This window comes from Bacillus sp. es.036 (genome assembly GCF_002563635.1).
Lineage (GTDB): Bacteria > Bacillota > Bacilli > Bacillales > Guptibacillaceae > Guptibacillus.
Genome location: NZ_PDIZ01000001.1, coordinates 3,171,022 through 3,183,209 on the forward strand (window position 1 = coordinate 3,171,022; position 12,188 = coordinate 3,183,209).

The following is a 12,188-nucleotide window of genomic DNA, read 5'->3' on the forward strand; positions in this document are numbered from 1 at the left end:
CGTCATGCCTTATGATACTTGAGCGAATGCTGTTCAAAGAGCGTTAAATAATATTGTTTTAAAAGGAACCACCTTGATTGAATGTCCTTATCTTCTCCTAGAAAATACTCCAAATAAGTCTTAGGCGGATAAATAAAATGAAATGTTTTAGTTGAAGTGATAAGGTGTTTTAAAGAATCAAATAGACAATGATTAAAATAAAATTTATACATATAGTAGGAAAGATCCTTATGATTTCTCTGAGCTTTGCGTGCATTCTCTATACTCCAAAAGAGAACTTTTTTTTGAAATGGATAAGATTTAATTCTATTAAGAAAAGGTAGCTCACCATATAGAATTGAAAGGCAAGTATTAACTTTTCTCCATGTCTTATCAGTCTTAGCACGGATTTTTAATTGATTATAATCAATTTCCAATGCATGTTTTGATAAGATTTGGAGCAAATCAATAAAATATTTTAACGAATCCATTTTATGTCGAACCGCATGAAGACAAGAGAAGTAAAATGTATCTTGTATCGATAACTCTTTCACATAATGATAATTAGAATAGCGAATCGAATTATCCCAGAAGACATCGACATTTAAATTAGAATAATATTCTTTATCTAAATTCCAATGTAATTCCACTGTGACAGACAAAGAGCTATTAGAATTCGTTTTTACAAAAGAACAATGATTATTAGAAGGATCCTCTGATTCTTCCTTTGTAAACCCTGCTGCTTTCACCAGAGCAATCGATTTCTGCAGGTCCTGCGACCGTATGAATAAATCGATGTCAGCAGTCCCTCTTGCCAAAAAACTATCAAAATAGGTTTCTGAGAAAACAATTCCTTTTAAAGGAATTACCTCCAAAGCTTCTTCTTCAAAAAAATCAAGGAGGTGACTAAGCTCATGTCTAAGCATTAAGTTTTGATAAGATGCTCTCTCATAAGAATCTTTTAAATTGTTTAAAAGGAAGAGTGAATAGCTACTTGTTTGCTGATGTGATTTAAGATAATGATACACTTGGGACTTTATAGCGAACACATCGATATCATTCAACAATTCTATGTAGTCACACTCTCTCCCCTCACAAATATCTTTTTGAGTATACATCTCCTCAAGCAAAGACATAATCATAGCCAATCTCCTCTCCTAGTTAAAATCCTTTCTTCTTGTCGTCCTTATCTTTATCTTTGTCTTTTTTCCCAGACGCAGTTGTTTCAAATTGAATCATCTGATGAGCAAGAACTTGAGGAGCTTCATAAACTTTTTTCATTAGTTTCCACCTCCTTTTATGTAAAAATCTCTTGTTCATGTTCATTATAACGCACAAAAGAACAAAATTACAACATGTTTTAAGAAAAATTTATTTTTTTCATATGTAACGATGTGTATGTTAGGACAAACACCTCTACACATGTTTATTTTTTTCATAAACTATCATAACCGATACTATTCACTCAGATTAATCAAAGTAAATTTTACACCACAAATCATTAGTAAAGGAGCGATAATATGAGCGACCTGATACAGGGTTGGATTGATCAAAAGAGTGCTCAGGGTGGTGGTATTGTAACAATTCCACCTGGAAGATACGATGTCACTAAAACGATTGTTCTGAAATCAAATATACAACTCAGGGGAGCCGGAATAAATCAGACCTTTTTGGATATGGTTCCAAAGAATTCTAATGGCTCTTCCAATTCCTATTTATTGTTAGAAATTGACAGAAAATCGAATGTGGAAATTAGTGGTATGACAATTGATGGTAAAAAACAAGGGAGACCAGATAAAATAAATGATCCGTACGCTCACACGATTTCTGTAGCTTATACAATGGATTTTAAAATTGAGAATGTTAATATCCTTAATTCCGCTGGTGCTTCAATCATCTTGTTTAATGCAGAGAATGGAATCGTGCAAAATAATACCATTACTGCAAGCGGCTCTAATGCTATCCTTGGTATGCAAAATACAAAAGGGGTTAAAGTCTTAAATAATACAATTAATGGAACTGATAATCAAAATGGAATATTTTTTATGTATCAGGATGGGAAAAGTACAAGCAATATTGAAATCATCGGTAATACAGTAAAAAACGTTGCTGATTATGCGATTGAAGTTGGTCATACAACTCACCTCGCTGAAGACCCACCTCATCGCAATATAACCGTAAAAAACAATATCATTGAAAACGCATATTGTACAGGTATCGGTTTTAGAACTGTAAGTGATGGAGTAATTGAGGGAAATGAAATTATTGGATATGCAGAAACAAATGACTATGGGTGTAATGGTATTTTCGTTGAGGGAAGAAGAGCTCTACAGAACAACATCATAATTCATAATAATACGATCAAACAAACTTATTCTAAGGTCCCGAACCAACCCTTTCCATACCAACAAGCCATTTACATTACCGGCATGAATAATATGGAGGTCACGGGTAACACCATAGAAAATAGTTGGAATGATGCTATTTATGTGTTAGCAGCATTTGGATTTGAGGAAACACCAGACTTTCCTGATGGTAGACGTAAATACTCTAACATTCACATCGATAATAACGAAATTTTAAATAGTGAAGTGTACGGTGTTCATTTCGATGATTATGCTTCTAATGGGAATTCAATTAAAAACAATACAATCTTGGAAAGTGGTACAGCTGCTATTCTAGTAGAAGGCGATCCAAATCGAGTAGTGGTTTCAGGTAACATTACAGAAGGTTCCCCTAACAATCCTGACCCGACCGAAAATTTGTGGACAGTAACAACCAATATATCTCCACTAAACGGTTATCCATTACAAGTGCTTCCGAATCCAGGAATTTATCAACTAACCTTTGATGCAATCTCATCAGATAACGGGAAAATGGAAGTTTTCACAAACGACAGGCGAGTATTTAATAATGAAATCAATGTCCCAATCCAAAAAACAACATACACCTATACCTTTGCAACGTTCTTTGATAGTGGCGCTGATGTAGTTTTCCACAATATTCAAGGAACAATTAACTTATCAAATATCACGCTATATCAGCTCGAGGGTCTTGAGGATTGTGGAAATAATCCTGACGAGCCTAACACAGAATTCGAACAGGACCTCGAGGACTTAAATACTAAATTTACAAATCTTCATTCAACTAATCCATTGAAAGCAGAAAGTCTTGTTGCATTGATATCAGATTTACTTGATTTATTTTAAATACAAAAACGCCCAAAAATTTGGGCGTTTTTAATTTTGCTAGTTTTGAAAGCGATTGTTCTGATTGATAATGTTATTACTAGGATTATTACCAAGTAACTCTTCCCAACTTTTTTCATGAAAGATATTATTCTTTACTACAACATCTTGTACATTAACAAATGATAGTGATTTAGAATTGCGTTCTAAAGAATTAAAATCGTTACTCACTATTTCAATTTCATTTTGCTTGAAGATGCTTAAACTTTCCTTTCCATTATTTGAAATTTGATTTTCAGAAACTAAAAAACCTGATCCCAAAGTAAGATTTGCAATTTGGATACCAAATTCACCATTTCCTTTAATTAAATTTCCTTCAAGACTATTTCCTAAAGCGTTATTTCCTTGAAATTGAATGCCGCTTTTTTTGTTATTTAAAAATTGATTACCTCTTACATGTATTTCATTGAAATTGCGTTTACCTTCATTAAAATCAGCAGTGATGCTTCCATCCGGCAAAACGGAAGCTTGTACGAAAATGCCATTCCCTCTACTACCTTCAACTTTATTACCCACTACTTCTGCACCATCAATTCCTGTTACATAGATAGCGTTCGCATCTCCAGATTGAAAGGTTTGGTTAACTTCATTATTTTCTACATTTATATTCCTTGAAGTATTAAAACCACCTTCAACGAAAATTCCGTCAGCACCATAGCCCCCATTTTTCCCATATCCGCTAATCGTATTGTCTTCTATCATACCTTCACTTACACTTCGAAATGCAATTCCAGCATTAGTTGCACTAATAATTTCATTATTCCTAACTATGATATTCTGGTGTTGTTCATCCCCCTCTGGTACGATGTGTCCTACTTCAATACCAAAGTCACCAGCATATTTCACAATATTATTTTCAATTCTAATGTTAGAAGATGAGTGACCATCCTGGTATGAAATAAAAATACCATTTTGGTGATCTGTTTGATCAATCATATTATTTGCAATAGTTATGTTATCGATATCTTTTAACGCTAGAATACCATTTGATCCACTATCTAGAATAGTACTGTTTTCTACAGTTCCATTCTGACTGTTATAAAGCATAATTGAAGCTGATGGAGCATTTATAACTTTGATATTATTAATCTCAAAATTATCTACAAATGCAACGTCTATGGTGTGAGCATAAGGATCATTAATTAAGCTTTTACGTTCTTGTTTATTCCCGTCTACTGTAAGATCGGTAATACTAATATTATGACTATCCTGCTCTGTTACTATCACCTTGTTATTATTAACAGTGCCATCGTCAAATTCTGATTCAATCATTATCGTAGTTTTGTCTAAGCCAGCACCTTTTAGATGAACATTCGATTTAAGGACGAAGGGTTTTGTGATAACATATTGGCATGCCTTCATCTCCACGATCCCACCGCCGCTTGCACTCATATTATCAATCTCTCTCTGAAGCATAACGATATCGTTTTGACTCGCCTGACAAGATCTAGAACTAGTGGCCACTGACTGCTGTGTGGGATTAGAACGATTTATTGACCATATTAAAATTAGTGTTCCAATTACTAAGACAACAAGCCATAATACTGAATTTTTTTTCAGAAGCATGTTGGCTACTCCCCATCCATTTTTAATAATGTATCTTTTATTCTATCTCCGTCGCGTCACAATTACCTTTGAGCATCTTTCAGATTTCTCCACTTGATAAAAGCAATCAACTCTCGGTAATTTTCTAACATTTCTTTTTCAATACCTACTTTGATAGCCTCTTCGACAAATTCAATCCATTCCTTATTTATTTTTAAAGGAGTTATATCACCATCTAACAATTCATGAATATCAATTCGTAGAACACCTGCTACGCTTTCAATGATTTGAATTGAGGGATTTGTTTTTAAACCTCTCTCGAGACTGCTGAGATAGGACTTTGATACCCCTGATTGCATGGCTAATTTTGAAAGCGTTATCCCTTTTGCTTTTCTTAACTTCTTTATGTTTTCTCCAATCATATGGAACCAACACCTTCCAGCTCCTTAATATATTACTCCCTTAATTACCTCAGGTAGCTATTATACTGTCAAACAACTTTTCAAAATACTATTCCATGCTTTCGAAGCATACGTATCTGGTATATCCAAGTCCGAGAACAGTAACATCTCTCCCTCTTCTATTGGTCTTTTAATAACAGCATTTCTTAATAAACCAATAGGAATATGATTCTCAGCGTCAGCAATCCGAACTGCTTCACCTCTAACCTCAATCCCCCCTATACCGTGGCTAATCTGATCCCCCGGTATCAGTTTTCGCTTAGCAATAGCTGCAACACTAATTCTAGGATTAGTCCCGTTATTTAAAAGAACACTTCCCCCATTCAATACTCTTCTTATTGTTTTTAGTATTTCTAAATGACATAAATGAAAGTTTGATTGCAGTGTATAATATGGCCCTTCTCCTAATTTGTAATAACGAAGAGCCTCTTGCTGATCTTCGTTATGTGTTGCAGTAATAAATACACCTGGGGGAGATTTTGGGGAAAGAATATAGTCACTGATAACTGTACCCTCACTAGACAATTCAGCAAGTATTTGTCCTCCTATCTTACTATCATCAACCTCAACGCCAGCAAGTCCACTGTCTAAAATATCTGCACCCAGTCCATTAGCAACTAATGCTTGCTCAATATGTACCTTGGTTCCATCTGTAAAGGAAGTGGTCATACTAAGGCTGATCCCATTTCGTTTGGACCAATACTCCATATCTTCCTTTTTCGGATTCTTATTTAAGAATCCCTTTATATTTCCATAAACAACTGGGTGAAAACCCATCTGCCTAATATTCTCATTAAGCGCAGCTAAACAGCCTGGTTGATCTCCTTCTGCTTCAGTTATATATCCTCGTTCTGCTAAATAAGAACCAATTGTCACCTGTAATTCTGCATTCATTGTAACGACTGGAAGACGAGCTTCTAATGCTTTAGAAATCATCTCACCCCCATATATGACATCTCCACTACACTCTACAATTAAATCAGAATGAGCAATAAGGTCTTCCACTGAATTAGTTAACTTTTCATTTAAAATAAAGCTTTGCATGTCGGATATCTTTCTTCTTGTCAAAACTCGTGAGACACATACGTCACTTTGAAGACGTACCAATCTAGTAAGACCCGCTCCAATTAGTCCGGTACCAATAATTCCTATTCTCTTTTTCACCCTGTATACCCCTCGCAATCTTCACGATGAGATTTATCCTCACCTAATAATTCTGTTGGAGTTACTGCTCCAGTTAAATAGTTTTTTAACCACTTTTCTTCCCTCGTAAAAAGCTTCATTTCTAACAAGCGATTAATTGTCCCAGTATCAAAGCGATATTTTATGACTTTTGCAGGTATCCCGGCCACCAAAGAATATGGAGGTACATCCTTCGTAATAACTGCGCCAGCTGCACATATTGCTCCCTCACCAATTGTTATTCCATCCATGACAATTACATTAGCTCCAAGCCAGACATTATTACCTATTTGTACAGGAGAAAATTCTTCATAATAGTCACGTTCAACCCACCGTTTACCATTCAACTGCCCTGCAGTGGAATAGAAAATTGGTGAAGTTGTCACAAAATGACTGGGGTGACTCCCTAACCCAATCTGGCATCCTGGGCCTATTGAACAAAAAGAACCAATTCTAGCATTCATCACATTGCAATTTCGCGCAGTATACGTATATCGATCAATTTGAGAATGTGAAATTCGATTGTATGCATTAATCGCGCATCCTTTTCCGACAATTGTTGTCGAAGGATCTATTTCTACTCCGTGCCCAATAAAAACCGTGGGATTATTGATTTTTAAATGAGCAAGACGAATATAATTTTTAATAAAAAAGGGTATCAACCTTCCAATTTTAATTCCCATTCCTCTCACCCCTATCAAATTAATGGAAGTACAACTAACATAAATTCATGATGGGCTATTCTTTGCAACTTGAAATAGTTAAGCTTAAGCTTCATCAAATTCTAGTTTAGATTTACGTATCATGTAATAAGCTACAATTAATGCAAGGTGAACCCATACAAACCCCATTCTAAATCCATTATTGAAATTAAAATCAATAATTAATAGTAAACTGGTTGATGCAAACCCAAGTGAAACATAACTCAATCTAGAGAAAGTTTTTTTAATCATAAATACGATTTGAAATATAAGGAGAAGGAATAATGTCGTTCCAATAATTCCAGTATCAAACATAAGCGTTAAAAAGATATTTGCGTTTCCTTTACCTGCGTTTAACTCTCCACCATAAATATATTTATCTCGCATTTCTTGCATTTGAGATAACGTAGCCATGCCACCGCTACCATTCCCAACAATTGGATGAAGGGGAATGTGATCAAGCATCATTTGAATTGCAGCTACCCGACTATCCGCTGCACCACTATCTGTTTCAATTGAAGTTGCTGGATTTAATCTCTCATAGATACTCATACCAATTTCACTATCAACAATAAATAGACCACATAGCATTACTAAAAATATGATGAAGGCCACTATTGTCATTTTTAATAACTTTAAACTTTTCGTTATAGAAAAAAGAAAAATACCTGCAAGGGCCAAAGACAAGATACTCGCTCGAGCCATACTTAGAATGACACCTAGAAAACAAATAGCCATAGCTAAACGAATGAACTTCATTGAAAAAAGAGAAGTATCTTTCAGAAGATACATAACGAGAAACCAGAGAGCAGAATAAGCAGAGAATAATCCATACCAATCTGGTTCATGAGCAAACGATGCTGGCCTCGGTATTCCGATCTCTTCATAATGACTAACTCCGATTTCTATTCCTAAGAAAAAGCCTATCCACTGAAGTAATCCAACAAATGCCACAATTGCTCCTGAGAGGATAGAAAATTTTAATACCTGGTGGAAGAAATTCTCGCCTTTATCAAACGTTATTTGTACGACCAAGAAAAAGAGCATATTTAAAAAGAGCTGACCAATAACTACTGTCCAAAAATCAACATAATTTATGACATAAGAATAGCTTAAGAAAAAACTAACTACCCATAGATTCATTATTAGAAATAATGGAGTTTTGTATATTTTTCTTTGTAGGAAAACCATTTCCAGTACAAATTTCAAACTCATTACAAGAAATAACACTTGATAAATACGAATATAGGAACCACCTACCGACAAAAAAGAACGGTCAATAAAAATAAATAAAGCTACGAGTATAAGAAACTTTTCAACTGGTAGCATAAAAAGTAGTGGGAAAAAGATAACACAAAGTACTATTGGCATCATAAGTGGTGCCATTGCTGTAGAAGCTCCTATCACAATTGCAATGGCTAGGCCCGATAAAGCAATGAGCCATATTTCACGAGATATCCATTCCCTAGTAATCATTTCAAACCTCCTACCACATAGATGTAAACCCTGGGGATCATTCTTAATAAAGAACAACTACCCAAGATGTACCCCTTTATATACCTCCTGAAAGTCTTTTACAACCGTTTTCCATGAATAGCTCTCAGAGTACGCAATAGCTTGATCAATTAAAACATCATTATTTTGATTTTCTAAAATAGTCTTTGCTTTCTTAACTGCCTGCTCCATACATTGAAAGTCAAGAATATACCCATTTTTGTCATCATTGATCATTTTTACAAATGATGGTATATAACTAAGAACGGGAATTCTACCAGCTGCCATCGCTTCTAATGCTGATAAGCCAAACCCTTCATATTCGGATGCTGAAACAAAATACTGTGAGTCTGCCATCAATTCAAGTAGCTCGTCGTCTGACGCTCCTTCTATTATTTCAACGTGATCTGATATTCCAAATTTATGAATCAACTTATTATAATGAACCTTTAAGTTATCGTAGTCTCTGCCAACAATTCTAAGTTTAATATCTGGAAATACATCACTTAAGTTTGAAATTAATTCAAGTAACAAATCGATTCGTTTATTCTGTGAAAACCTACCTACTGTAATAAAATGGTTTTTGGTGCATCTTATATGCTTAATTTGCTGATACTTTTCTATGTTAATACCATTTTCAATCATCTTCAAATTAGTTTTAGTAATATCCTCGAAGATACTTGCATCATTATTGCTACAAGCAATAACTTTATTTACATTTTTTAAAACCATTTTAGTAACTGTCTTAAAGTAATATTTCTTCAATTTTTCTTGATTTTTAGTATGAAAAAAACCACCATGGGTTGAAAGAATGATAGGCTTTCGGTGAAAGGGTTTTAAAATGGAGAGGTAATCCACAAAAGAATCTACAGCATGGACATGAATAAGATCGAATTCTTTTAAATACTGAATAGTTGATAATGCAATGGGATAACGCTTTGATCCAAAATAAGAAATCCGTCTCACTTTAACTCCATCCTCAATTGATTGAGAAGCAAGTGTTGTTCCATCTGCAAAATCCCGATTCAGTGTTAAAACCTCTGTCTCAATTCCCCTTTCCTGCAAATGAGTTGCTAACTCACTCACAAATGTTTCTAGTCCCCCTACAGCTGGTTTATATTGTCTGACAACTTGTAATACTTTCATGACAACCATCCTTTTCACCATTTAAATACAGAAGACATTAATAACCTTATTTTGAAAACTTCTCATTCACTATTGGTGTTACTCAAAATGCATCTCTAGAGCCAAACAATACAAAAAAGGTTTTCATAATTAATTTGAAATCAAGTAAAATAGAGCGATTTTCAATGTAATGAAGATCAAGTTTTACCATCTCTTCAAAACTTAAATTGCTTCTACCACTAACCTGCCAAATTCCGGTACATCCTGGTCTTACCAAGAGTCTCTGGATATCATGATCTGTATAAATTATCACTTCTCTTGGAAGAGGGGGCCTCGGACCGACTAAACTCATTTCACCCTTGAGAACATTAATAAGCTGTGGAAACTCATCTAAACTCGTTTTTCTTATCCAGTAGCCTACCTTTGTTATTCTCGGGTCCTCTTTCATTTTAAACATAGCGCCAGAAACCTCATTAAAGCTAATGAGCGTATCCAGAAGAGATTCAGCATTATGAACCATGGATCTAAATTTATACATCGAAAAGGTTCTGCCATTTTCTCCAACCCTAAGCTGCTTAAATAAAATTGGCCCTGCAGGGTCTTCTAACTTAATACAAACCGCTACTAGGAGAAACAAAGGCGCAAAGATGATTAGTGCAAGTAATGCTACCATTACATCTAAACACCTTTTTAATGGATGATAGAATTTGGAGGTATCAGGTCTCCATTGTTTCGGAATACTGAAACGCTCTTCTCTTAATTTAGAAAGGCCCATTCTTCGCTCTCCTTACGTAAATTTTTTTTCTTTACCCACTGTGACCTTTATTGAAAAATTTAAGAAAAACGGGTTTTACAAGTTAATTTAGTAAATATTCACTTTGAATGGCTTATACTACTTGTACAACTTTTTCATATTTCTCATTTGGTAATTATAAACCACACCCAATACTTTCGCATTAGTAGCCAACAAGCGTTCCCTTGCTTTTAACGCTTCTTGTCTTGCGGTTTTTCTATTTCGTACTACAAGAACAGCTCCATCTACATGCTGTGCAATTATTTGGCCGTCTGAATAGGGTAGGAGAGAAGGGGTATCAAAGATGATTAAATCATACGCCTTCTTCATTTCTTCCAAAAATTGTTCCATTCTGGAAGAATGCAGAAGTTGTGAGGGATGATCGACTAGTTCGTGGCCACTAATAACAAGATCTAAATTCGTAATACCGCTAAAAATCGTAGCCTGTTTAAGTGAGCAACGATTATTTAAGAAATCGCTAAATCCATTTCTCAATTCAATGTTAAAAATATCATGTACACCTGGCATGCGAAAGTCAGCATCGACCAGGAGAACTTTCTTACCAGTTTGAGCCGATACAATTGCAAAATTGGCTGAAGTAGTCGAGACACCTTCACCTTTGGTGGCAGAAGTAATTAATAGAGAAGAAAATTCGTTCTTATTATCGATCAATTCTATTGCCTCATGAAGCATATGAAATTGTTCCGCACTTTCTGATTTTGGATTAAAGTAAGCAGCCATTCCTCTTGCACGTTTACTTAAATTGAGTTTACTATGATTAGGATTCAAAAGTTTTCTCCCTCCTCACTTTAATCGCTTCTTCTTTGCCAACTTGTGTCTGTTTTTTAGATAAATCTCGATAGATTTGCTTATCTGCATCTATGACCGAAATGCTAGCTAAAACAGGTAAACTAAGTAGTTTTTCAATTTCTTTTTCATTTTTAATCGAGCGATCAAGATATTCTAAAAGGAAAACCAGTCCTATTCCTCCCATAAGCCCTGCAACAAATGCAATGATGATATTAAAGAAAGGATCCGCCTCAACTGAATTACTTCCAGATTCAGTTGCTTTTGTTAGAACGCTCACGTTGTCTACATTCATAATGCCAACTACTTCTTTCTGGAAGACTTTCGCAATAGTGTTTGCTTTAAGTGTTGCATCACTAACATTTTCATCTTCCACCATTACTTCAATGATCTGTGAATCCTGTTCACTACTTACAGAAACTTGCTGTTTAAACTCTTCATAACTTAATGGAAGATTTAATTCGGCGATTACTTTATCCAATATGATAGGGCTTGAGATCATAATATGGTAAGACTTCACGAGCTTTAAATCTGTCTGTAATTGATCCATATCTAGTGTCTGTTCAGGAGCAGGTGAACGATTAATCAGTAATTGAGTTGAAGATTGGTAGGTTGGTTTAATAAAATAATACGAAACTGCACCACTTACCAATGAAGCTGCAAATGCAATGATAAGAATTAGCATCATACGGCGCTTGAGAAGCAATAAAACTTCCTTGAAATCAATTGTGTCTCCCATTGTTCCCTCCTATTATCCAGTTGGCTTTTGAACAAATAATTTTCGTTCTTTTTAGAGAACTTATGTGTTAATTATAATATATAACGAACAAAAGTAAAGGTAAAAACCAACTAT

The 12,188-nt window shown here is 34.8% G+C and carries 11 protein-coding genes; 1 reads left to right on the top strand and 10 read right to left on the bottom strand.

From position 1 onward, the window contains the following. Positions 1 to 2: 2 nt before the first annotated feature. Positions 3 to 1,121, bottom strand: a complete 1,119-nt coding sequence (locus ATG70_RS15955) for a nucleotidyltransferase family protein (RefSeq protein ID WP_098445245.1) — start codon at positions 1,119 to 1,121, stop codon at positions 3 to 5. A gap of 378 nt (positions 1,122 to 1,499) precedes the next feature. Here ATG70_RS15955 and ATG70_RS15960 point away from each other — a divergent pair, with 378 nt between their 5' ends. Further along, a complete protein-coding gene (locus tag ATG70_RS15960; protein ID WP_098445246.1) occupies positions 1,500 to 3,188 on the top strand; it encodes a right-handed parallel beta-helix repeat-containing protein in 1,689 nt (562 codons plus the stop codon). A 39-nt stretch (positions 3,189 to 3,227) separates the two neighbouring features. Here the strand turns inward: ATG70_RS15960 and ATG70_RS15965 are convergent, their stop codons facing one another. From ATG70_RS15965 to ATG70_RS16005, 9 genes are all read right to left on the bottom strand, one after another. Then, the gene (locus tag ATG70_RS15965; protein ID WP_098445247.1) at positions 3,228 to 4,793 is read right to left on the bottom strand and encodes a right-handed parallel beta-helix repeat-containing protein; all 1,566 of its coding nucleotides are present in this window, start codon (positions 4,791 to 4,793) and stop codon (positions 3,228 to 3,230) included. Positions 4,794 to 4,855: 62 nt separating this feature from the next. Next, complete coding sequence (locus ATG70_RS15970; RefSeq protein WP_098445248.1) at positions 4,856 to 5,194, bottom strand: helix-turn-helix domain-containing protein; 339 nt, start codon at positions 5,192 to 5,194, stop codon at positions 4,856 to 4,858. Between the two features lie 60 nt (positions 5,195 to 5,254). Next, positions 5,255 to 6,397 (bottom strand): NAD(P)-dependent oxidoreductase, encoded by a 1,143-nt coding sequence (locus tag ATG70_RS15975; RefSeq protein ID WP_098445249.1) that lies wholly within the window; start codon positions 6,395 to 6,397, stop codon positions 5,255 to 5,257. Continuing rightward, positions 6,394 to 7,098, bottom strand: coding sequence for a CatB-related O-acetyltransferase (locus ATG70_RS15980; RefSeq protein ID WP_098445250.1), 705 nt, complete (start codon positions 7,096 to 7,098; stop codon positions 6,394 to 6,396). The genes ATG70_RS15975 and ATG70_RS15980 overlap by 4 nt, the downstream gene beginning before the upstream one ends. 84 nt (positions 7,099 to 7,182) lie before the next feature. Next, positions 7,183 to 8,592 (bottom strand): O-antigen ligase family protein, encoded by a 1,410-nt coding sequence (locus ATG70_RS15985; protein ID WP_098445251.1) that lies wholly within the window; start codon positions 8,590 to 8,592, stop codon positions 7,183 to 7,185. 57 nt (positions 8,593 to 8,649) lie between these two features. Next, entirely contained in the window at positions 8,650 to 9,756 is a 1,107-nt protein-coding gene (locus ATG70_RS15990) for a glycosyltransferase family 4 protein (protein WP_179886303.1), read from the bottom strand. A gap of 82 nt (positions 9,757 to 9,838) precedes the next feature. Then, positions 9,839 to 10,510 carry a sugar transferase gene (locus tag ATG70_RS15995; protein ID WP_098445253.1) on the bottom strand — a complete coding sequence of 224 codons (672 nt, stop codon included), beginning with the start codon at positions 10,508 to 10,510 and terminating at the stop codon, positions 9,839 to 9,841. A gap of 117 nt (positions 10,511 to 10,627) precedes the next feature. Beyond that, positions 10,628 to 11,317 carry a CpsD/CapB family tyrosine-protein kinase gene (locus tag ATG70_RS16000; protein ID WP_098445254.1) on the bottom strand — a complete coding sequence of 230 codons (690 nt, stop codon included), beginning with the start codon at positions 11,315 to 11,317 and terminating at the stop codon, positions 10,628 to 10,630. After that, positions 11,307 to 12,074 carry a YveK family protein gene (locus ATG70_RS16005; RefSeq protein ID WP_098445255.1) on the bottom strand — a complete coding sequence of 256 codons (768 nt, stop codon included), beginning with the start codon at positions 12,072 to 12,074 and terminating at the stop codon, positions 11,307 to 11,309. The genes ATG70_RS16000 and ATG70_RS16005 overlap by 11 nt, the downstream gene beginning before the upstream one ends. Positions 12,075 to 12,188: the final 114 nt, after the last annotated feature.

What these genes read in the sequence shown, in the direction of transcription:
- ATG70_RS15955 (WP_098445245.1), bottom strand. Translation starts at nt 1,121, where the DNA reads ATGATTATGTCTTTGCTTGAGGAGATGTATACTCAAAAAGATATTTGT.
- ATG70_RS15960 (WP_098445246.1), top strand. Translation starts at nt 1,500, where the DNA reads ATGAGCGACCTGATACAGGGTTGGATTGATCAAAAGAGTGCTCAGGGT.
- ATG70_RS15965 (WP_098445247.1), bottom strand. Translation starts at nt 4,793, where the DNA reads ATGCTTCTGAAAAAAAATTCAGTATTATGGCTTGTTGTCTTAGTAATT.
- ATG70_RS15970 (WP_098445248.1), bottom strand. Translation starts at nt 5,194, where the DNA reads ATGATTGGAGAAAACATAAAGAAGTTAAGAAAAGCAAAAGGGATAACG.
- ATG70_RS15980 (WP_098445250.1), bottom strand. Translation starts at nt 7,098, where the DNA reads ATGGGAATTAAAATTGGAAGGTTGATACCCTTTTTTATTAAAAATTAT.
- ATG70_RS15985 (WP_098445251.1), bottom strand. Translation starts at nt 8,592, where the DNA reads ATGATTACTAGGGAATGGATATCTCGTGAAATATGGCTCATTGCTTTA.
- ATG70_RS15990 (WP_179886303.1), bottom strand. Translation starts at nt 9,756, where the DNA reads ATGAAAGTATTACAAGTTGTCAGACAATATAAACCAGCTGTAGGGGGA.
- ATG70_RS15995 (WP_098445253.1), bottom strand. Translation starts at nt 10,510, where the DNA reads ATGGGCCTTTCTAAATTAAGAGAAGAGCGTTTCAGTATTCCGAAACAA.
- ATG70_RS16005 (WP_098445255.1), bottom strand. Translation starts at nt 12,074, where the DNA reads ATGGGAGACACAATTGATTTCAAGGAAGTTTTATTGCTTCTCAAGCGC.